A 21,433-nucleotide genomic window follows, 5' to 3' on the forward strand; every position below is an offset into this window, starting at 1 on the left:
ATGTGGCTGGTGGTTCGAACCTGCTACGCCAGGTGAGTTTGGGATAGTGGCTGCGTCGACCCACTATTGGACAATCCCCATGCCGGGCGTAGGCCGCCTGCTGCCGGCGTCAACGCGGGGACGCCTACGGCTGCGCTTCGCGCGCGCAGTATCGTAGGTCGGGGGCTCGGGCACGGAGTGCGTCGCTGCGCTCGCACAGCGCCGTCGTGAATGACGCGGGGCAAGCCGGGGCGAGGACCGTTGGGGGCAACCCGCCACCTTAGGGCCGGCGCGCAGCGCAGCCGAAGGCGTTCCTACCATGCCGCCCGCAGCAGGGGCCACGCCCAGCTCTGGGCTCGTTCAAACATCGCGTCAATCCCGACCCACCGTGGCGCACCACGGCGTCAGGCAGCCCGGCTCTGCAACGAAGCAAAGCCCCGTACGAAAGCCGTAGCCCACTACGATAAGAGTGGCCGCCCGCCCAGGGCAGTAAACGCGCTTTTTGGTTACTTTTTGTCGCTTCGGACAAAAAGTGACCCGCCCAGGAGGGCGGAACCAGGCGGTTCAACGGCCGACAGCATGTCATCAACAGCGACGCGGCCGACAGCATGTCATCAACAGCGACGGGGGGCATTAAACATGCCGACAGCATGTCCCAAGCAGCGACAAGTCCGTGCCTCAAAGCCCAATACTAAAACTAACCCCATGCTCAATAAACCCAAGCCCCCGATAAAACCGATGCGCCTGCAGCCGGCGCGCATTCGACGACAACGCCAGCTTCCCAGCCCCAGCCTCCCGCGCCAGCCGCATGGCCTCCCGCATCATCGCCTTGCCAACGCCCATGCCGCGCGCATGCGGCGCGACCACGACGGCTTCGACGATCGCCTCGGGCCGTCCATCATGAACCATCACAGGAAACACCAGCAGGCTGAACGTGCCAAGCGGTATCCCGTCAGCCCCCACCATCATGTAGCAACGATAATCCGGATAGCGCCGCATGGTCGCATACCGCTCGCGCATCGTCTCCAGCGACAACGGTGGCTCGCCATCCATGGCGGCGAGCAGCGCCGACAGGTGCCGCAGCTCGGCATCGGAACCGCGCACCTCGCGCAGCGCCAGCACGGCTTCGGCCGTGTCCTGCAATCCGTTCATACCATTCACGAGGGGGCGTGCGCGCAGCGCGCGGCGATAGCGAGGTAGTGTGCCAGCGGCGGCGTGGCCAGGTCGACAACCTTGGCCAGGTCGTCGTAGCGGCGCAGGCGCACCGCGGCGTCGGCATGGGCGCTGGCGGCGAACGCCTCGGCGCCGGCCGCGTCATAGGGCCCGCCCTGCAGCGCCAGGCTCTGCACTGAGGCGGGCGACAGGGTGTCGAAGTAGGCGCGATCGACCGCGCACAGGTAGCGCTTGGCGGCGACGTGCAGCCGCACGGGCTCGGTAACATGCTCGCCAAACAGCGCCGCAAGCGCGTCGGCGGCGGCCTCCTGGTGGCGCATGTCGGTGGTGGTGCTTTCGGCGAGCATCAGGTGGCCGATGTCGTGCAGCAGGGCCGCTACGACCAGCGTATCGCGCTCGCCGGCCTGTTCGGCCAGTTGCGCGCACTGCAGCGCATGGGCGGTCTGGCTGATGGACTCGCCGCCATACCATTCGGTGCCATGGCTGGCGAAGAGGGCTTCGATGCGTTCGATCGTCAGCATGTCGCTCACACCAGCACCTTGCGAATCTGCGCCGAAATAATGTCGATGCTCGACACAAACAGGATGATGATGATCATCACCGCGCAGGTCTGCCCATACTGGAAGCTGCGGATGATTTCCCACAGCACGGAGCCGATGCCGCCGGCGCCGACAATGCCCACCACCGAAGCCGAACGCACGTTCGACTCGAAGCGGTACAGCGCAAACGACAGCCACAGCGGCAGCACCTGCGGAATCACGCCGTAGACGATCTCTTCGACCGGGCCGGCGCCGGTGGCGCGCACGCCTTCGACCGGGCGCGGGTCGATCGCCTCGACCGCTTCCGCAAACAGCTTGGCCAATACGCCGGTAGTGTGGATCCAGATTGCCAGCACGCCAGCGAACGGTCCCAGGCCGACGGCGACGATGAACAGCATCGCGAACACCATCTCGTTGATGGCCCGGCAGGCATCCATGACGCGGCGCGCCGGCTGGTAGACCCACGCGGGCACAATATTGGCCGAGCACAGCAGCCCCAGCGGCACCGCCATCGCGACTGCCATGGCGGTACCCCACAGCGCGATCTGAACGGTGACGAGCATCTCGTCCAGGTAGTGGCGCCAGTCGCGGAAATCGGGCGGGAAGAATTCGGCGGCGAATTTCGCCATGTTGTCGGAATCGCGCAGCAGGTCCAGCGGGCGCATGTCGGCGCCTTGCCAGGACAGGCCGAGCAAGGCCAGCACGACCGCCCAGGTCAGCGTCATGGCAAGGGACGTGCGCGGCGGCCTGGCGGGGTTTCGGGACGACGGGGGCAGGCCGGGCGTGGCGGTGGCGGTCATGGGCAATCCGGTTTGAAGCAGGGAATGTGGGGACGGCACAGGGCCGGCGCCAGGCCGGCCCTGCAAGGCGCAGTTACTGCGCGGCGGTGGCCGCGGCGGCCTTGTCCAGCTCGGCCAGGCGGCGCGAGACGTCGGCCAGGCGCTTGTCCTTGTCGGCAGCGGCCAGCGTGGTGTCGGTCTCGATCTTGGCCTTCTCCCGGGCCAGCTCGATCTGGCGGATCGGCACCAGCTGCGCATCGGTGGAGGGGCGGAAGCCCTGGTACGTCAGCGCGGCCAGCACCTGCTTCTCGCGTGCGGCGTCGGTGCCCTTGCCGTAGTTGACGAAGAAGGTCTGGATCTTCTTCTTCAGCTCGGGCGACAGGTCCTTGCGGTAGACCATCGGGTCGGCCGGGATCAGCGGCGACTTCCACAGCACGCGCACCTGGTCAAACGGATTCTTGCCCGTGTTGATGCGGTAGCGCTCCATGTTTTCGGTGTTGTTCACCGCCACGTCGACCTGCTTGTTCAGCACCGACAGCAGGTTGGCTTCGTGGTTGCCGATGCGCACGGCCTTGAACAGCGTCTTCGGGTCGACCTTGTTGGCGGTCCACAGGTAGTAGCCCGGCACCGCGGTGCCCGAGGTCGAGTTGGGGTCGCCGGCGCCGTAGCTCAGCTCCTTGCCGCGCTTGATCACGTCCTCGACGCTCTTCAGGTCGCTGTCCTTGTTGACGATCAGCAGCGACCAGTAACCCGGGTTGCCGTCCTTGTCGATCACCGAGGCAAAGACCTCGCCATTGGCGCGGTCCACGGCTTCCATCGCGGACTTGTTGCCGAACCAGGCGATCTGGACCTTGTTGAAGCGCATGCCTTCGATGATGCCGGCATAGTCCGAGGCGAAGAACGGCTTGACCGTCACGCCCAGCGTCTTGCTGAGATCGTCGATCAGCGGCTGCCAGGCTGCCTTCAGGTTTGACGACGACTCCGTCGAGATAAAGCCGATGTTCAGGCTCTTGGCGTCCTGGGCAAATGCGGACAGGGACGGCAGGGCGACCAGGCCGGAAGCGACGACGGCGACAAAGGTTCTGCGAAGCATGGACAACTCCGATTGGGAAAGCTTGGGAAAGACTGCGGGAAGGGGCGGGAAGGGGCGGGAAGGGGCGGGAAGGGGCGGCGCTCAGGCGGCCGCCAGGTTCATGGTGACCATCGCGGGCGCGGGCATTGCCGCGGCGGGTTCGTCGGCATCCGTTGCGGCATCGTGCAGCAGCTCGTCGGCCTCGGTGCCGTACAGGTCGCGCAGCATGGCCGACGTCAGCGCCGCCGAGGGACCGTCATAGACCACCTTGCCGTGGCGCAGCGCCACCACGCGCGGGCAGTAGCGCATGGCCACGTCCACCTGGTGCAGCGATACCACCACCGCCACCTTGCGCGTGCGGTTGATCTGGGTGAGCAGCGACATCACGCGGCGCGACGACTCCGGGTCGAGCGAGGCGATCGGTTCGTCGGCCAGGATCACGCGCGCGTTCTGCACCAGCGTGCGCGCAATCGCCGCGCGTTGCTGCTGGCCGCCCGACAGCGTCGAGGCGCGCTGAAACGCATAGTCGTCTATACCAACCTGGGCGAGTGCATCGAGCCCGGAACGCAGTTCATCGGCCTTGAAGATGCGGAACAGGCTGCGCCATTTCGGGATGCGGGCCAGCATGCCGACCAGCACATTGGTGATCACCGGCAACCGGCCCACCAGGTTGAACTGCTGGAAGACGAAGCCGATTTCGCCGCGCACCTGGCGCACGTTGCGGGCCAGGCGGCCATTGCGCTGCACCGGGCGGCCGTTGACCAGGATCTCGCCGGCATCGGCGGTGACAAAGCCGGCCATGTGGCGCAGCAGCGTAGACTTGCCCGATCCCGAGGCGCCCAGCAGTGCAACCATTTCGCCGGGGGCAACGCTAAGCGTGACCTCGTCAAGCGCCTTGCGGTCCGCGCGGAACGATTTGGAAAGCCCGCGGACTTCAATTGTGTGGGTCATGACGACTCCGTGGCTTGAATGACGTCACGGATTCTGGCGGGCGTATATGTCAGACAGATGAACGCCGGACCACCCGTGCTACAAGCCGCCGAGGGCGTTCACGGTGAACGCCAGGATCCCCATGTTGAACAGGAACGCGGCCATGCAGTGCGCCAGCACCACCCTGCGCATATGCGCGCCGTGAATGGTGATGTCCGACGTCTGGAACGTCATGCCCAGCGTGAAACTGAAATACAGGAAGTCCCAGTAGCCGGGTTCCCGCACGCCGGGCACTTCCAGTCCGCGCCGGTCGCCGGTGGGCGACTGCAGGTAGAAGAGATGCGCATAGTGCAGCGTGAAGACAGTATTGGCGAAGAGCCAGGACAGGACCAGCGTGGCGACGATCAGCGCGACGTCGAGCCAGTGCGGCGTCCCGGGGCGCGCGACCAGCGTGCCGATCGCCACCAGGATGACCATCGACAGCAGCACGGTGATTGCCAGCAATGCGGGCCGGTTGGCGTCGTTGTGTTCTGCGGTGCGCCGCATCGTAGCGGCATCGGCGCGCAACAGCGGCAGCGCGGCGCCAAGGAAGACCAGCGCGGCGAAATCGAAGCCGATCAGCAGCGCGATGCGCAGCTGCGCGCCGAGTGCTGCCGCCGCGCCGGTCGCGACGATCAGGATGGCGCCGCACACCAGGAAGCGCGGCGGCGCAAGTCGTTTGCCGATGGCAATGAAGGGTGTCGTGTGCATGGCTGAGGCTACTGTCTTTCATGGGCGCAGGCTGCCGGCGCTGCGCGGGCGCGGCGGGAATTCGCATACCGACTAACCGGTCGGACATTGCCGCCGCATCTCCATGTTGCACCGCGGCGCGAGCGCCGACTGGCAGGGCAATGTGAGGATAATGCAGCGGCTCTTCGTTCTGCATCCGGCATTGAACAGTCCCGGGCGACCGACTAAGATGGACTTTCGCGGCGCAAACGGTAAGCGTCGCCAGCCAATCTAGGCGCCCCGGAAAACAGGGTCTGCACCACCAGACCGGACCACAGAGGGCGCTAGCGCAGTCCCGTTGCAACACACTACCCATGTTTGCCGAGGAGACGCCTGTGCTGAGTCATCACGAGTTTGCCACCCTGGTCCTTGTCAACGACAGCAGCGACCCGCCCGAGCTGGACCGGACCGATGTGGAAGCGCTGCTCGCGCACCAGCTGATAACGCTCGAACGGGTCGGGCCCAGTGTCAGCCGGCCGCAGGTCACGCTCCAGGGTTACCGTTTCCTCAAGGCGCTTGGGCGCATCCGGGCGAAAGAGCCGCGCGCCTGCCGGTAAGCTCTGCCATGCGCGGCTTGCCGCCGCTGCGTGCCTGCCAGTCCCTCGAAGTCATCCCTGCATTCGGTTTTGCCATATGGTCCGTTCGGGAAATCCGGATAGCCAGCCGTAGCCTTGTGCTGCAATCTGGCGCCGATCGATAACCGACCGGTGCACAGGTGCCGGCAGCATGGAGACGGCAACGATGGTGACGCAAGCAGTGCAGGGCAAGGGTTGGCAATGGATGGTGGTCGGAGCGCTGGGCCTGGCGCTCGCCGGCGGGACGCAGGCTGCGGATGCCTTTCCGTCGAAGCCGATCACGCTGGTGGTGCCGTTCTCCGCAGGCGGACCCACCGATGTCGTGTCGCGGGCACTCGGCCAGGCGATGGCCAGGGACCTGGGCCAGAGCGTGGTGGTGGAAAACCGCCTGGGCGCCGGCGGGACCGTCGCGGCGGCGTTCGTGGCGCGCGCGCAGCCGGATGGCTACACCATCCTGATCCATCACAACGGCATGGCCACCGCGCCGGCGCTGTACAAGAAGCTGTCCTACAGTCCGCTGAAGGATTTCGAATATATCGGCCAGGTTGCCGATGTGCCGATGACGTTGCTCGGCCGCAAGGACCTGCCGCCCGCCAACGCGGCTGAACTGGTGAAGTACGTAGCGCAGAACAAGGACAAGGTGTCGCTGGCCAATGCCGGCCTCGGCGCGGTGTCGCAGTTGTGCGGCCTGTTGTTCGAGGAAGCGGTGCACGTCAAGATGACGGCTGTCCCTTACCAGGGAACGGGTCCCGCGATGACTGCCCTGCTGGGCGGCCAGGTCGACCTGCTGTGCGACCAGACCACCTCGACGCTGCCGCATATCAACGCCAACCGCGTCAAGCTGTATGGCGTGACCACACCCAACCGCATCAAGGCGCTGCCTAATGCGCCGACGCTGCAGGAGGGCGGGTTGAAGGGCTTTTCGATGAAGGTCTGGCATGGCGTGTACGCGCCCAAGGGCACGCCGCCGACCGTGGTGGCGCGGCTGACCAAGGCATTGCAGCAGGCGCTGAAGGATCCGGTGGTGGCCAAGCGCCTCGATGACCTGGGCGCCGAGATCGTGCCCGCCGACAAGCAGACGCCGGAGGGGCTGAAGACCTGGCTCAAGGCCGAAAGCGACAAGTGGCAGCCGCTGCTGAAGACCATGAAGGTCGAGGCCGACTGAGCGCGCGCGAACATCGAACTCGACTGACGGGGGGCAGTGCCGGCCGCGCGCGCCGGCACGCCTCCCGGGATGCTCCAGGCGTATTAACATGGGAATGAGCGGAGGCGGCTGCTGCCCGCGCTGATGACGTCCACGCCACGGTCTTCCGCGCGATGGGAGAAAGACATGGCAACTTACGAGTTCAAGGACAAGGATCTCCAGTTCCTGGCCCAGGGTGCTGACTCCTGTTTTGCGTCTCCTGACACGGCTTTCGTTGAATGCGCGGACGGACATCCGGCATTCATGGTGACATGGCCGGAGAGCGGATCGACGATGATGAGCCTCAAGGTGCAGATCCGGGCAAGCCAGTACGCCAGTTACCTGACGGATCCGTTCAGGGGACGGGAAGTCCTGCGCAAGGCTGTCGAAGATCGCCTTGCGCTGATCCACACCGTGAAAAGCGGAGTGCTGCTGGCTCCCGATATCTAGGGAACACCCAACAAAAAAGCACCTTCTGCAGGTGCTCGGCGCTTTCGCCCTTTCAGCCTTTTCAGCCACCAGGGGGCGTCCGAACCGGGTCAGCAACTCATGATCCGGCTCGGACCTGCAGGCGTATTTCGCCTGCACGATCACGCTTCAACCAGCAAACCATCCAGGAAACATGATCGTTTCGCTGACCTGCCTTCGCCTTGTCAAAGCGCCTCTCAGCCAGCAGGTTGATTATAGGGCGGCCGACGAACAGGTCAACGTGAATCCGGCTGTGCCGCCGCGCGCAGCCTGATCCACTCTGCCAAGGGGCGCTGCTTTTGGCCGGCGATGCGCCTATGCATGCAGTTCCACGACGTCCCGATCGGCGACCGGATGATCGGCGCCCACCTGCTGCCCGCTGAACTTGCCGCTCCCCCAGATGCGGGCGAATTTGAACGTACGCGCGAGATCCGGGTGCACCCGCAGGGCGACATCCAGTACGGTGTCGCCGCGGCGCATCGTAAACGGCCGACTCTGCTCGACGGGTTTCCCGGGGGCCTTGGTGTAAACACGCACAATGCCCAGGGCCCTGAAAAGAAACGGACCGATTTCGGCCAGTCCTTGTCCGCGGGTTGCCGAGGTTGCGAGCGCCGGAAAATGTACGCCGAGCAGGTCTTCGAGCACGGCCGCGTCGTCGGGGCTGGCGAGATCGGCCTTGTTGGCCAGCAGCAGTGCAGGGAGGTGGACACTGAACGGGTCAGGCGCCGACGCCGGCGATGCGGCCGATGCGGCAGGGCTGTCCGCCTCGCCCGGCCAGCGCTCCGACAGGTTGATCCTGGCTTCGGCGAGTCGCCGGAGAATCAGCGCCAGCTGTTCCGTACAGTCGGGCGCACTCAGGTCGACCACGAGCAGCACGCCGTCTGTCACCCGCACCATGTCGGTGATCCCGGGTTGCATGAATTCGGCTGAGACAGGTGGCAGGTCCACGAGCTGGAATGCAATGTCCTCGAACGGCAACATGGCGGGGACCGGAAACTGGGTTGGGTGAGGATAGGGCCCGGCCTCGCTGCCCGATCCTGTCAGCCGCACATGCAGGCTGGATTTTCCCGCGCCGGACGGGCCGATCAGGCAGAGCTGGGCCGCGCCTTCGGCATGCACCGCATGTGACGGCCCCTTGCGAGCCGCCTTCCCGTGGCCCGCGGATTCGTGGGTCAGTTCCCTGATCCGCGATTTGATATCGGCTTGCAGGCGCTCCGTCCCCTTGTGCTTGGGAATGACACGGAGCATCTCCTTCAGGCACTCGAGCTGCTCACGCGGCTGGCGCGCCAGCCGATAGGCCTGCTCGGCCTGTTTGTACTCGGGAGAGAGGTTTGCTGGCATGGGCCGTCAGCGCTGCACCACTGGGCTACGTTCCGATGTGCACGGGAATCCGGCGCCGCCCGAAGTGATGCTCGAAATGCCCGAAGCAACCGGCAACCGGCTCAAAGCAGTCGGGGCAGGTTCCGGTTGGCGTGAGGCGATAGCTCTCGATCGCATGCCAGTCGCGCACGATCAGCGGTGCGCGGCAGGCGGGGCAGTAGGTGGTTGCGCCTTCCCTGTCGTGGACGTTGCCGGTGTACACGTAACGCAGCCCCTCATTGATCGCGAGCTTGCGGGCATGCGCCAGCGTGGAGAACGGCGTCGGCGGCACGTCGCGCATCTTGTAGTCGGGATGAAACCCTGTAAAGTGCAGCGGGACGTCGGTGCCAAGTTCCCTCGCGATCCACCGGGCCTCCGCGCGGATTTCCTCATCGCTGTCGTTCTTGCCGGGAATCAGCAGGGTTGTGATCTCGAACCAGACTTTGGTCGCGTGCTTCAGGTACAGGAGCGTATCCAGCACAGGCTGCAGATGTGCACCCGTGAATGCAACATAGAACGCGTCGGTAAAGCCCTTCAGGTCGACGTTTGCCGCGTCCATCCGGCCATAGAAATCGCGTCGTGCCTGCTCGCCGATATACCCGGCGGTTACCGCCACCGCCATGATGCCCAGTTCGCGGCAGGCATCGGCAACGTCCATCGCGTATTCGGCGAAAATCACCGGGTCGTTATAGGTGAAAGCCACGCTCTTGCAGTCATGGGCCGCCGCCGCTTCGGCAATGGCTTCGGGCATGGCTGCCACGGCCAGTGTCTCCATTTCACGCGATTTGCTGATGTCCCAGTTCTGGCAGAACTTGCAGGCCAGGTTGCAGCCTGCCGTGCCGAACGACAGGACGGCGCTGCCCGGGTAGAAGTGGTGGAGCGGCTTCTTTTCGATCGGGTCGATGCAGAAGCCGGATGAGCGGCCATAGGCGGTCAGCAGCATCCGGCCGCCAACCCGCTGACGCACGAAGCAGGCGCCGCGCTGCTCGTCATGCAGGCGGCAATGGCGCGGACACAGGTCGCATTGCATGCGGCCGTCGTCCAGGAAATGCCAGTAGCGACCAGGATATGTTGCCGGAGAGGGGTTTTCGCTTGCCGTCATGGCATGTTTCTCCTGAAGCGCGCTTTCAGGCGGTTCGGGTACCGTCATGTCCCTTCCTCCAGGATGCGGCGCCGCTTCAGCCTAAGCACGACGCCATACACGGCCAGCGCTGCGATCACGTGCTTGAGCGTGTGCCCGCTGACCAGTCCCGTCAGCGCGGCGATCTGGTGGTCCAGTACATCGCAAACCAGGGCCAGCGCATAGCCGCCGGTGATGGCCAGCACATCCCGGTCGCCAGTGTAGCGCGGTGCATAGAGGCAGAGCAGTAGCGGCACCACCAGCATGGCGCAGGCCTGGACCAAGAGGTAAGGGCGCAGGTCTCCGCTGCCGCGGGCTTCGCTCCATGCCCAGTAGCCGACGCTGGCCGGCCCCGCGATCAGCAGCAGCGGCAGCAGCCGCAAGCCGGCCTTCAGGCTGGCGCGCTCGCACACGTTGGCGCCCAGCCAGGCCATCAGCGCGAGCGCCAGCGGTGCCCGGTCCCACACCAGCCGCTGGTTGTCCGGGGCCAGGTGGTAGTAACCCGAGCCCAGCCCCACGAGGAAGACGGCGAGAAAAAGCACCCGGTAGGGCCAGGCCTCAACGGGTGCGATAAAAGCTCGGCTGGAGGCACTCGCACCGAGATAGCGCAGGCCGGCCGCGCCCGCGAGCAGGAACAGCAGGTTCGAGCCGATGTCGAGGCAGTGGGGCGTGCCGAAGCAGGCGTAAGGATCGGCAAAACGATGATACTGCGGCGGCTGCGCGATGCGCGGCAGCAGCCAGGCCCCGGCGGCCATGGCCGCCACCAGCAGCCAGACCGCGGCAGCCCTGGCGGCAGCGGGGGCTTGCCGGCAGGCGCGCATTAGCAGGCTCCTCAGTGCAGCACGTAGAGAGTCTGCTGCCCCTCGGCATAGAGCGCCATGGCGATCTTCAGAATCTCATCGCGATGCCGGTCAAAGGAGGCCAGCACCCCGGCTTCGTCGGAACAGGGCGCGGAGTCGAAACTCAGCAGTACGCGGTCGTCCACAAGGAAGCTAATTTCGCGTGCGTTGTCATAACCCCAGAACCACACGCCATGCCTGGATGCATCATAGCTGCGGCTGGGGTTGGGGAAGGCAAGTGCCATACAAGTTAAGTTGCGTGTAATGTGCCGCGTCTGTGCGGCCAACCGATTTATGTCTTCTTCTTGGCGACACCTTCGTTTCCGACCCTCGAATGAACCATGCTGAACGGGGTTGCCGGCACTGGCGGCTTCTTGGGCTGCTTGGGTTTTTTCGGTTCGCGAGTGCTGCGTAGTTGACTCTTTGCCATGATTGCTCCTGGTGCGTTGCTTGCCAAGATGGCAGTTCCAGCATACGCGCGCAGAAGCTCTAACCAAATGATTTTCATCACGGCCGCACGAAAAAGGCATGCGGGCAAAGGTTATAGGTCCGCACCTCGCTTCGAGGCTGTGACATTGCGCTCAGTCCGCACACCGCTGGATGAACTGCGAAATGGCCGGCAGGATGGATTGCCGGAATCCCTGGCCGGCGAACGTCCCGTAGTGACCCACGCCGTCAACGACCAGGTGCGCTCTGCGGTCATCGGCAATGCCTGTGCAGAGTGCGTGGGCCGCTTCGGTCTGGCCCCGGCCGGTGATGTCGTCCTCGCTGCCTTCGATGGTCAGCAGTGACACGTTCGTGATGGCCTCGGGGCAGACGCGGCGCTGGCCAACCTCCATGCAGCCGCGGCACAGGTGATGCTCCAGAAAAACCTTCCGGATGGTTTCCAGGTAGTACTCGGCCGGCACGTCGAGCACGGCGTTGTACTCGTCATAGAACTGGCGATGCCTGGCGGCCTCGTGCTGCCTGCCATCGACCAGGTGGCGGTAATAGTCAAGGTGCGCGCCGGCGTGGCGTGCGACGTTCATCGAGACGAAGCCAGCAAGCTGCAGGAAGCCGGGATAAACCTTGCGCCCCCGTCCCGGGTAACTGTCGGGTACGCGTTCGATGACATTCGACTCGAACCATGGCAGCGAATATTTTTGCGCGAACCGGTTGACCGCCGTCGGGCTGACGCGGGTGTCGATCGGCGCGGCGATCAGCGTCATGGAGCACGGTTGGGCGTGCTCGTTGTCCTCGGCCATCTGGGCGGCCGCACAGAGCACCGGAACCCCTGGCTGGCATACCGCCACGATATGCGTGCCGGCGCCGAGGTATCGCATGAACTGCTTGAGGTAATCGACGTAATTGCCAAGGTCAAAGCCGCCCGCATCGAGCGGGACCAGGCGCGCATCGGCCCAGTCGGTAATGTAGACATCATGCCCGGGCAGCAAGGCTTCGACCGTCGGGCGCAGCAGCGTGGCGTAGTGGCCCGAGAGCGGCGCCACCAGCAGCACGCGGGGACCGGGGCATGGCATGTCCTTCCTGAAATGCAGCAGCCGGCAGAAGGGCGCCTCGATCAGCACGGTCTCGGTAACCGGCACCTGTTGACCGCACACGATGACCTCGTCGATGGCGAAGCGAGGCTTCCCGTAGGACCTGGTCAGCCGGGTAAACAAATCAAGCGCGGCACCGGCCTCGCGCATCCCGGGCAGCCACGCGATGGACTCGCCCCAGAAATCGACGGCACGCTGACCCGCTTCGATCATGGCCCCGAGCGGCCCGACCGACTGCAGCGTGAGTTCACGCAGAGCATAGAGCGCCATGGCAATCCCTGCCTTCCGAAAATATGGTTGCCGCGTTGATCCAAGGCCGGGTCCGGCAAACCGGGCCTCTTGCTGGCGCGATGCCGCGATCGCTTCAGCGCACAGGGTGCGCCGGACAGCTGCAGGAGCGACTTCGCTCAAGGCAAAGCGGCGGACGGCAGGCTTGTAACGCAGGTCGGCAGGCGGTAGGCGGGCGTTGAAGCGCCGTGGTGAGGCGCTGGGCACGGCCGAAGTGCCGTCGGTGACGAATTACCTGAGCGCGGATAGCGGGCGTCTTGCCGGGACGGCTGTTCCGGCTGCTGTGGCCGGATGCGAGCGTGCCGCTCAGGCCGCACGCGAATCGATTGGAATGCTGCATGACGTCCCCACTGCTCAGGGCTACCGACCTTGCAAAGTCGGCGGAACAACATGCAATCAAGTTACGTCATTTACATTCAGTAACACATTCGATGAAACCCTACTGCAACGCCTTGCATACGGTTTTTCGCCGAAAGTGACTGACGTGGCATGGTTTGTCGAAGCCGTCCGTGCCAGGGCACTTGCGAAGTGATGCTTGATTCCCGGCGCGCCGCTGCAAAAGGCACCGGCACCAGAGCAATTTGTAAATCTTTGCAAGCGGCGGGCGTGCTGTCGCCGGAGCAGTCACACATGATCCATGTTGCCCCCGGGCCAGGCGCCATCGAGCATCAGCCGCTTCGGGCAATCCTTTCGCGATCCGCCAGGCGCGAGAAGGCTGCCCTGGTGTGGGTCATCTTGAAAGCGCGCCTTCCGGGCTCCCGCCCGCGGCCTGCGCCACTTCGATCAGTTCATCGATCAGCGCCTTCGCGCACCCGGGCAAGCCGTCCAGCTCGCGCACGATCACCGCGCGCTCGCGTACCGCCCAGGCCTCGGGCAACTCGATGATGTCGATCTTCATGGTCTGGCGATGCCGCAATGCGGCCGACAACGGCACCACGCCGATGCCGACGCCGGCTTCGATCATCCGGCACATCGCTTCGAAGCTGCGGATCTGGATGCGGATCTGCAGCTTGCGGCGCTGGTCGCGCACGAGTTCGGTCAGGAACGCATGCAGCGTGCTGCCTTCATGCAGGCTGACATGCTCGTATTCGAGCGTGTCGTCAAAGGTGACGTTCTTCTTCCGCGTCAGCGGATGTCCCACCGGCGTGGCCAGCACCAGCTTGTCGGTGCTGAAGTGGATGACCTCCAGCCCTTCCGCATTGAGCGGTCCGGAGATAATGCCAAGGTCCGCGCTGCCGTCCAGTATCCCGCGGATGATGTCCCGCGTCAGGCGTTCCTGCAGGTCAACGGTGACGGCAGGGCGCTCCGCCATGAAGCGGGCCAGCACCTCGGGCATGAACTCGGTGACCGCCGTCGTGTTGGCAAAGATGCGGATATGGCCGACCGAGTCTTTCGAATATTCCTCGAACTCGCTGCGCACGTGCTCGAACTGGCGTTCGATCACGCGTGTATGCCGCAGCAGGCGCTCGCCGGCCGGGGTCAGGGCCAGGCCCTTGCTTTCGCGGTAGAAAAGCCGGGTGCCGAGCTGGTCTTCCAGCGCCTTGAGTCGCGCGCTGGCCGCCGCGGGCGACAGAAATGCCTTTCTCGCCCCGCGCGACAGGTTCTCTTCTTCGGCGATGCGCGCAAACAGCCTCAGGTCGGCAAAATCAAAATGCATGGGGGCTCCTTGGGCGTAACTTTATCAAGGTGCCGCATGGAGCGTAAACCGTTGCCGGGCACGCCAGGGCGGTGCTTTCGGCGTGGGTGAACGGCTGCTTCGAGAAAACGAGATTTACGGGCCATGCCGGGACTGCGAGACTTGCAGCGAAGCGGCTGGCGATGCGACTAGCGAAGCGGGCCGCCAACCGGATCCCCGCCGTTCGTGCCGCGATGGCAGTGCGAGCGCAATCTTCACGAAAAGGCTGCTATGCGTCCCCTTGATGGCATTACCGTGGTTTCCCTGGAGCATGCGATTGCTGCGCCGTTCTGTACCCGCCAGCTGGCAGACCTGGGTGCACGCGTTATCAAGATCGAGCGGCCGAAGGTCGGCGACTTCGCGCGCGGCTACGACGAGCGCGTCGACGGCATGTCGTCGCACTTCGCCTGGACCAACCGCTCGAAGGAAAGCCTGGCGCTGGACCTGAAGCATCCGGAAGCGCCGGCAATCCTGCAGAAGATCCTGGACCAGGCCGATGTGCTGGTGCAGAACCTGGCACCGGGTGCCGCCGACCGGCTGGGCCTGTCCTACGAAGCGCTGTCGCAGCGCTATCCCGGCATCGTCGTCTGCGATATCTCCGGCTATGGCAACGACGGCCCGTACCGCGACAAGAAGGCCTATGACCTGCTGATCCAGGCCGAGTCCGGTTTCGTCTCGATCACCGGCACGCCGGAGAGCCCGTCCAAGGCGGGCTGCTCGATCGCGGATATCGCGGCCGGCATGTATGCCTACACCAATATCCTGGCGGCGCTGCTACAGCGCGGCAAGACCGGGAAGGGCGCGCATATCGATGTGTCGATGCTGGAAAGCATGGCCGAGTGGATGAGCTTCCCGCTGTACTACGCCTTCGACGGCGCCACGCCGCCTCCGCGCGCCGGCGCCTCGCATGCCACCATCTTCCCATATGGACCGTTCACCGCCGGCGACGGCAAGACCATCATCCTGGGCCTGCAGAACGAGCGCGAATGGGAGGCCTTCTGCCGTGTCGTGCTGGAGCGGCCGGAACTCAGCACCGACGAGCGCTTCGTCACCAACTCCCTGCGCTCGAAGAGCCGGGTCGAGCTGACGCAGGTAATCACCGAGGTCTTCGCCGCCTTGACGATCGACGACGTGGTCGAGCGGCTGGAGCGCGCGCAGATCGCCAACGCGCGCATGAACGACATGCGCGACCTGTGGAACCATCCGCAGCTCAAGGCACGCGAGCGCTGGACCTCGGTCCGGTCCCCGGTCGGGGTGATCCCCGCGATGCTGCCGCCGGGCCTGTCGAATGCCTTCGAGCCGCGCATGGATGCCATCCCCGCGCTGGGCGAGCACAGCGAAGCGATCCTGCGCGAGCTCGGCTACAGCGGCGACGACGTCGCGCGACTGCATGCGGAGGGCGCGATCTAGTCCGCGCCGGGTCCTTCCGCCTGTTTTTCTGTGTTTGCCATCTTCCCGCCACTAGCCGGCGGGAGACAGGCGCTCGCCTGTCGCCAGCAGAGTTTCCATGACAACCACCGCTATCGCCCGCTCGTATCTGTTCGTCCCGGCCAACCGCCCCGAACGTTTTGCCAAGGCTCATGCCTCGGGCGCCGACCGGGTCATCCTCGATCTCGAGGATGCCGTATCGGAAGAAGACAAGGACCGGGCCCGGCACCTGCTCGCCGACTACCTGGCGGCAGGCGGCACCGGCCTGGTACGCATCAACGCTACGCAGACACGCTGGTTCGAGGACGACGTGCGCGCCTGCCTGAAGCCTGGCGTGCAGGGCGTCGTGTTGCCGAAGGCGGAGAGTGCCGCGCAGATCGCGCAGGTGACCCGGCACCTGCCACCGGCGATCAAGGTGCTGCCTCTGATCGAGACTGCCGCCGGCATGGCCAGCGTGGCGGAGATCGCCGCGGCGCCGGGTGTGGAGCGCCTGATCTTCGGCACCGTGGACTTCCGCACGGAGCTGGGTATCGAGGGCGACGACCAGGAGCTACTGTTCTTCCGCTCCATGCTCGTGCTGGCTTCAAGGACCGCGGGCATTGCACCGCCGGTGGACGGGGTGACGGTCTCCATTGCCGATGCCGATGAGCTCCGCGCCGCCAGCACACGCGGCCGGCGGCTGGGATTCGGCGCCAAGCTCTGCATCCATCCGTCGCAGGTGGATGCGGTGAACACTGCCTATCGCCCGTCGGAAGCGCAGCTGGCATGGGCCGCGCGTGTGATCGAGGGCGCAAGGTCAAGGCCCGGTGCCTTCCAGCTCGATGGCGAGATGGTCGACGCCCCTGTGATCGCGCGCGCGGCCGACCTGCTGCGCCAGGCGGGCCGCGCCGGCTGAAGACTGCTTTCCGCGCGGGCGAATGGCTCGTTCCGAACTTTCGAATTGGAGCGCAGCGCCGCAGCGCGCATAGTGGAACCCACGCAATCAACACCAGAGAGATGTGATGGACGTTGTGAAGTTGAAGGAATGGATCGGCAGGACCACTGAGAGCCAGGACGAGATCACTGCCTATCCCGTAAAGGCCCTGGCGGCAACGCTGGACTATGAGAACCCCGTAACGGTCCGCGGCACGGCCATCGCGCCGCTCTGGCACTGGCTGTACTTCCTGCCGCTGCACCGCCAGTCCGAGCTGGGTTCGGACGGCCATGCCAGCCGTGGCGGCTTCCTGCCGCCGGTGCCGCTGCCGCGCCGCATGTGGGCCGGTGGCCGGCTCTGGTTCCACCAGCCGCTGCGCGTCGGCGATGCGGTCTCCAAGGTGTCGCGCATCCTCGATGTGAGCGCCAAGACCGGCCGCACCGGGTCGCTCGCCTTTGTCACGGTCGAGCACAAGTACTCGGGCCCCGATGGCCTGGCGGTCACGGAGGAGCATGACATCGTCTACCGCGAGAACGCCTCGCCCAACGCGCCCGCACCGGAACCGGTCCCGGCGCCGACGGACGAGGAGTGGGTCCAGGAGGTGGCGACCGACCCCGTGCTGCTGTTCCGCTTCTCCGCGCTGACCTTCAACGGCCATCGCATCCACTACGACAAGCAATACGTGACCGCGGTCGAGCACTACCCGGACCTGATCCTCCACGGCCCGCTGCAGGCGATGCTGCTGATGGAACTGGTGCGCAATAACCTGCCGGATGCGGTGGTCAGGCGCTTCTCTTTCCGCGGTGTCCGGCCCACCTTCGTGCCGCAACGCATATACGTCTGCGGCAAGCGCAGCCAGGACGGCAAGTCCGTCGAGCTGTGGATCCGCCATGAAGACGGCGCTCTCGCGATGAGCGCGTCGGCAGAACTGAACTAACCCCAGGCAAGTCGGAGGCAAGGCTGTGCAGAACCGAATCGATGAATACCAGGAAATCCGTGAAGCCGTGCGCGACCTGTGCGGGCAGTTCTCGTCGGAGTACTTCCGCAAGGTTGACGAAGTGCGGGGCTATCCCGAGGAATTCGTCAATGCACTGACCGCGGCCGGCTGGCTGGCCGCGCTGATCCCGGAAGAGTATGGCGGTTCGGGCCTGGGCCTGACGCAGGCCTCCGTGATCATGGAGGAAATCAACCGTGCCGGCGGCAACTCGGGCGCCTGCCACGGCCAGATGTACAACATGGGCACGCTGCTGCGCCACGGCTCGGCCGAGCAGAAGAAGCTGTACCTGCCCAGGATCGCCAGCGGCGAACTGCGCCAGCAGTCGATGGCCGTGACGGAGCCGACCACGGGCACCGACACGACAAAGATCAAGACCACCGCCGTGCGCAAGGGCGACAAGTATGTCGTCAACGGCCAGAAAGTGTGGATCTCGCGCGTGCAGCATTCGGACCTGATGATCCTGCTGGCGCGCACCACGCCGCTGGCCGAGTGCACGAAGAAGTCGGAAGGCATGTCGATCTTCGTCGTCGACCTGCGCGAAGCGATCGGCAAGGGACTGACCGTCCAGCCGATCCTCAACATGGTCAACCACGAGACCAACGAGCTGTTCTTCGACAATCTTGAGATTCCGGCCGAGAACCTGATCGGCGAGGAAGGCAGGGGCTTCAAGTACATTCTCGACGGCCTTAACGCCGAACGCACGCTGATCGCTGCCGAGTGCATTGGCGACGGCTACTGGTTTATCGACAAGGTGACCAAGTACGTCAACGAGCGCGTGGTGTTCGGCCGCCCGATCGGGCAGAACCAGGGCGTGCAGTTCCCGATCGCCAGGGCCTTCGTCAACGTCGAGGCTGCCAACCTGATGCGCTTCAAGGCGGCAAAGTTGTTCGACGCGCACCAGCCGTGCGGTGCCGAAGCCAATATGGCCAAGATGCTGGCGGCGGATGCGTCGTGGGAAGCGGCCAATGCCTGCGTGCAGTACCACGGCGGCTTTGGCTTCGCGGCGGAGTATGACGTCGAGCGCAAGTTCCGCGAGACGCGCCTGTACCAGGTGGCGCCGATTTCGACGAACCTGATTCTTTCGTACGTGGGCGAGCATATCCTGGGGATGCCGCGCTCGTTCTGAGGCGATTACGCGCGAGCGCTGGTGCTTGCCACCACCCCGGCGCAAACGCTCCCTTCTCCCGCGCGCGGGGCCTCGCTGGTCCGGCGCTCGCACGCTGATGGATTTCATCCGCCTGCACCTCGAACGGCCGGCCGAAAACTGGGGGCGGCGCAGCTTGCAGGCGCCCTCCTGAGGGCCATTCCCTACATCCGGTACACCAGCCCCACCCAGACGCTGCGCGGCGCCCCCGGCGCCACGAACAACGCCGTCGCGGCATCGCCTGGCGCCACGTGCGGCTGCACCAGGCTGCCGCCGGGAAAGACGTTGTTCGCCACCTGCCCATAGGTCTCGTAGCGCCGGTCGAACAGGTTCGCCACGCGCGCATAGACCTCGAAGCGCTTGTTGACCTTGTACGTCGCGCGCAGGTTGACGGTGGCGTAGCCAGGCACATGCCAGTCGGCGGTTTTGGGCGGCTGGCCTGGTTGCGTATCCCCGCGCAGGCCGTCCTCGTTGCCGCTGGCGACGCTGCCGGACACGGCGACCAGGTCGGCGCCGAGCGTCAGCCCGGCCAGCGGCTGCCAGTCGGCGCCAAGCTTGAGCGTATGGCGCGGCAGGCCGGCCATGCGCATGCCGGGCTGGATCTCGATGGTGCGTTCGCCGACCGCCAGCTGGCCTGCCGCCTGGTAGGTGGCCTGCAGGTAGCTGTAGGCCAGCCGCAGCGTAACGTCGCCAACCCGCTGGCGCGCGCTCAGGTCGAGCCCCTGGTTGCGGGTGCGGTCGAAGTTGGCGAAATAGCCGAGCCGGGTGTCGGGCGCGCGCAGGAAGAAGATGTCGTCGTGGTTGTCGATGCGGTAGAGCGTGGCGGTGACCTCGGTGTCCTTGCCGGGGCGCCAGCGCACGCCGGCTTCATAGGCGTGCGAGACCACCTGCTTCAGGTAGGGATCGGCCTGCAGCCCGGCCGGCAGGCGGCACGGGCGCGCGGGGTCGGCGCAGCCGAGTTCGAGCACCGTGGGCACGCGGTTGTTCTGCGCGTAGCCGCCGAATACCGTGACGCCGCCGCCGAGCTTCTGCACCAGCCCCAGCGCGGGATTGAGGCGGCGGTAAGTAAAGCTTTCGCGCGGCTGCTCGCTGCCGTCGCTGTTGCGCAGCGTATTGCTGACGGTGGCGAGATTCCATCGCGCCGACGCCGTCAGGAAGGTGCTGGGTGTCAGCGACCAGGTGTCGGCCAGGTAGGCGCCGAAGGTGCGCGCGTTGCCGCTGACGCCGGAGAACAGCGCATTCGGTTCGGCCGGGTCGGCCACGGCGCCGCGGTCCGCGGTAAGCGTGCCGGGCTGCTCGAACTGGGAATAGGTCAGGCGGCTGCGGTCCAGGCTGACGCCGGCGTTGAGCACGTGGCGATCGGTTTCCCGGGAGAGGCTGAGCGCCACGCCGACGGTCTGCTGCCGCATATGGGTGGTGTTGACCACGGCGGGATGCAGCGCGGCGCCTTCGGCGCGGGTCACGCCGCAGTCGCCGCTGCGCGGGCTGCCGTCGGCATTGAAGCCGTCCTCGCAGGCTTCCGCATATTCCTCGTAATCGGGATTGACGTCGCCATTGGTGGTGTCGCGGCGGCTGTTGCGCACGTAGGCGAGGGCGGCGGCGCTGGTCTTGTCGTCGAACCAGTGGCGGCCGTTGACGGCAACCTGGGTCACCTCGTTGCGGGTCTGGTCCGGGTAGGTATACGCGGCGCGGCGGTTCGATTGATAAATATCGGGCAGCGTCACGCTGCCGTCGGCCCGGTAGGACGGCACCAGCCCGTTGCCGGTCAGCGTGCTGCGGCCGTGCAGCAGCGAGACGTCGACGCTGTCCGTATCGCCCGCATAACCGGCCTTGGCGAACACGTTGCCGAGCCGCCCCGACGACTGGTCGCGCCAGCCGTGCTCCTGGAACAGCGTGCCGGCGGCGAAGGCGTGCCAGCCACTGTCGTTGCGCACGCCGCCGGAAAGGTCCGCGCGCTTGCGGCTGCCGCTGCCATAAGACAGGTCGGCGGTAAAGCCCGGAGAGTCCAGCCCGGAGCGGGTGGTCATGGCCAGTGCGCCGCCCAGGCTGTTCAGGCCATAGGCCGGATTGCCGCTGGATACCAGCGATACGCTGGCGAGCGCGGCCTCCGGGATCATGTCCCAGCTGACCACGTCGCCAAAGGGCTCGTTGACGCGAATGCCGTCGAGATAGACCGAGAGCCCCTGCGGCACGCCGGGGATCGATGAGGCACGGAAGCCCCGGTAGGTGATGTCGCTCTGGAACGGGCTTCCCTGGATGTCGTTGACGTTGACGCCGGCCAGGTTGCGCGCCAGGTACTCGGTCAGGTTGCCGGCCCGGGTTCCGTCCAGCTCATCGCCGCGCACGGTCTGCACGGTGTAGGGCACCAGGTCGCTGGCGACGCCGATACCGGGCAGCGGCGCCGCGGCGACCACCAGTACTTCGGGCAGCACCGCGCTGTCCTGTTTTTGAGCAGCGCTGTCCAGTTGTGCAACAGCGGGACGCTGGAGCAGCAGCGCCGCTGCCATGGCGATGGCCGTGGCAGCGCAGCGGCGGCGGGCCGCGGCATGGCGGAAAGCCTGCCTTCGGGCGGCAGGGAACGGGCTGGCTGGCATCTTGCATCTCCTCGGGCGTACACGGCGCCGCCTGCATCGGGCGGCACCTGAAATCGAACTGGCTGAGGAGTGAGC

General features: G+C 65.7%; 20 protein-coding genes. 7 read left to right on the top strand and 13 right to left on the bottom strand.

What is annotated here, in order from left to right; translation table 11 throughout:
- Positions 1-657: 657 nt before the first annotated feature.
- The 6 genes from E1J61_RS34420 to E1J61_RS34445 all read right to left on the bottom strand — a co-directional run bounded on the left by E1J61_RS34420 (position 658) and on the right by E1J61_RS34445 (position 5,222).
- Positions 658-1,131: an N-acetyltransferase gene (locus E1J61_RS34420; RefSeq protein WP_133098296.1), complete on the bottom strand. Its 474-nt coding sequence runs from the start codon at positions 1,129-1,131 to the stop codon at positions 658-660.
- Between the two features lie 5 nt (positions 1,132-1,136).
- Positions 1,137-1,673, bottom strand: coding sequence for a phosphonate degradation HD-domain oxygenase (locus tag E1J61_RS34425; RefSeq protein WP_133098297.1), 537 nt, complete (start codon positions 1,671-1,673; stop codon positions 1,137-1,139).
- A gap of 5 nt (positions 1,674-1,678) precedes the next feature.
- The gene (phnE, locus tag E1J61_RS34430; protein WP_133098298.1) at positions 1,679-2,491 is read right to left on the bottom strand and encodes a phosphonate ABC transporter, permease protein PhnE; all 813 of its coding nucleotides are present in this window, start codon (positions 2,489-2,491) and stop codon (positions 1,679-1,681) included.
- Between the two features lie 73 nt (positions 2,492-2,564).
- Positions 2,565-3,563, bottom strand: a complete 999-nt coding sequence (gene phnD, locus E1J61_RS34435) for a phosphonate ABC transporter substrate-binding protein (protein WP_133098299.1) — start codon at positions 3,561-3,563, stop codon at positions 2,565-2,567.
- An 81-nt stretch (positions 3,564-3,644) separates the two neighbouring features.
- Entirely contained in the window at positions 3,645-4,493 is an 849-nt protein-coding gene (gene phnC, locus E1J61_RS34440) for a phosphonate ABC transporter ATP-binding protein (protein ID WP_133098300.1), read from the bottom strand.
- A 78-nt stretch (positions 4,494-4,571) separates the two neighbouring features.
- Positions 4,572-5,222 carry a DUF1345 domain-containing protein gene (locus E1J61_RS34445; RefSeq protein WP_133098301.1) on the bottom strand — a complete coding sequence of 217 codons (651 nt, stop codon included), beginning with the start codon at positions 5,220-5,222 and terminating at the stop codon, positions 4,572-4,574.
- A gap of 332 nt (positions 5,223-5,554) precedes the next feature.
- Here E1J61_RS34445 and E1J61_RS34450 point away from each other — a divergent pair, with 332 nt between their 5' ends.
- The 3 genes from E1J61_RS34450 (at position 5,555) to E1J61_RS34460 (ending at position 7,448) form a co-directional block, all read left to right on the top strand.
- Entirely contained in the window at positions 5,555-5,797 is a 243-nt protein-coding gene (locus E1J61_RS34450) for a hypothetical protein (protein ID WP_218959717.1), read from the top strand.
- A gap of 223 nt (positions 5,798-6,020) precedes the next feature.
- Positions 6,021-6,980: a tripartite tricarboxylate transporter substrate-binding protein gene (locus tag E1J61_RS34455; protein ID WP_243737101.1), complete on the top strand. Its 960-nt coding sequence runs from the start codon at positions 6,021-6,023 to the stop codon at positions 6,978-6,980.
- A 165-nt stretch (positions 6,981-7,145) separates the two neighbouring features.
- Positions 7,146-7,448 carry a hypothetical protein gene (locus E1J61_RS34460; protein WP_133098303.1) on the top strand — a complete coding sequence of 101 codons (303 nt, stop codon included), beginning with the start codon at positions 7,146-7,148 and terminating at the stop codon, positions 7,446-7,448.
- Positions 7,449-7,781: 333 nt separating this feature from the next.
- Here E1J61_RS34460 and E1J61_RS34465 read toward each other — a convergent pair whose 3' ends face one another.
- The 6 genes from E1J61_RS34465 to E1J61_RS34490 form a co-directional block, all read right to left on the bottom strand.
- Positions 7,782-8,807, bottom strand: coding sequence for a TGS domain-containing protein (locus E1J61_RS34465; RefSeq protein ID WP_133098304.1), 1,026 nt, complete (start codon positions 8,805-8,807; stop codon positions 7,782-7,784).
- Positions 8,808-8,832: 25 nt separating this feature from the next.
- Positions 8,833-9,975, bottom strand: a complete 1,143-nt coding sequence (gene amrS / locus E1J61_RS34470) for an AmmeMemoRadiSam system radical SAM enzyme (protein WP_243737097.1) — start codon at positions 9,973-9,975, stop codon at positions 8,833-8,835.
- Positions 9,972-10,766 carry a hypothetical protein gene (locus E1J61_RS34475; RefSeq protein WP_133098305.1) on the bottom strand — a complete coding sequence of 265 codons (795 nt, stop codon included), beginning with the start codon at positions 10,764-10,766 and terminating at the stop codon, positions 9,972-9,974. Before E1J61_RS34475 ends, amrS begins: the two co-directional genes overlap by 4 nt.
- An 11-nt stretch (positions 10,767-10,777) precedes the next feature.
- Entirely contained in the window at positions 10,778-11,029 is a 252-nt protein-coding gene (locus tag E1J61_RS34480) for a DUF1488 domain-containing protein (RefSeq protein WP_133098306.1), read from the bottom strand.
- 336 nt (positions 11,030-11,365) lie between these two features.
- Complete coding sequence (locus tag E1J61_RS34485) at positions 11,366-12,589, bottom strand: polyhydroxyalkanoate depolymerase (protein WP_133098307.1); 1,224 nt, start codon at positions 12,587-12,589, stop codon at positions 11,366-11,368.
- Between the two features lie 748 nt (positions 12,590-13,337).
- Positions 13,338-14,264, bottom strand: coding sequence for a LysR family transcriptional regulator (locus E1J61_RS34490; RefSeq protein ID WP_133098308.1), 927 nt, complete (start codon positions 14,262-14,264; stop codon positions 13,338-13,340).
- A gap of 249 nt (positions 14,265-14,513) precedes the next feature.
- Here E1J61_RS34490 and E1J61_RS34495 point away from each other — a divergent pair, with 249 nt between their 5' ends.
- The 4 genes from E1J61_RS34495 (at position 14,514) to E1J61_RS34510 (ending at position 18,746) form a co-directional block, all read left to right on the top strand.
- The gene (locus E1J61_RS34495) at positions 14,514-15,692 is read left to right on the top strand and encodes a CaiB/BaiF CoA-transferase family protein (protein ID WP_133098309.1); all 1,179 of its coding nucleotides are present in this window, start codon (positions 14,514-14,516) and stop codon (positions 15,690-15,692) included.
- 97 nt (positions 15,693-15,789) lie between these two features.
- The gene (locus E1J61_RS34500) at positions 15,790-16,605 is read left to right on the top strand and encodes a CoA ester lyase (RefSeq protein WP_133098310.1); all 816 of its coding nucleotides are present in this window, start codon (positions 15,790-15,792) and stop codon (positions 16,603-16,605) included.
- A 106-nt stretch (positions 16,606-16,711) separates the two neighbouring features.
- Positions 16,712-17,560: a MaoC family dehydratase N-terminal domain-containing protein gene (locus E1J61_RS34505; RefSeq protein ID WP_133098311.1), complete on the top strand. Its 849-nt coding sequence runs from the start codon at positions 16,712-16,714 to the stop codon at positions 17,558-17,560.
- Between the two features lie 25 nt (positions 17,561-17,585).
- The gene (locus E1J61_RS34510; protein WP_133098312.1) at positions 17,586-18,746 is read left to right on the top strand and encodes an acyl-CoA dehydrogenase family protein; all 1,161 of its coding nucleotides are present in this window, start codon (positions 17,586-17,588) and stop codon (positions 18,744-18,746) included.
- Between the two features lie 182 nt (positions 18,747-18,928).
- Here the strand turns inward: E1J61_RS34510 and E1J61_RS34515 are convergent, their stop codons facing one another.
- Positions 18,929-21,358 carry a TonB-dependent receptor gene (locus tag E1J61_RS34515; protein ID WP_133098313.1) on the bottom strand — a complete coding sequence of 810 codons (2,430 nt, stop codon included), beginning with the start codon at positions 21,356-21,358 and terminating at the stop codon, positions 18,929-18,931.
- Between the last annotated feature and the right edge of the window lie 75 nt (positions 21,359-21,433).

Source organism: Cupriavidus sp. L7L (assembly GCF_004353535.1).
GTDB classification, from domain to species: Bacteria; Pseudomonadota; Gammaproteobacteria; order Burkholderiales; family Burkholderiaceae; genus Cupriavidus; species Cupriavidus oxalaticus_A.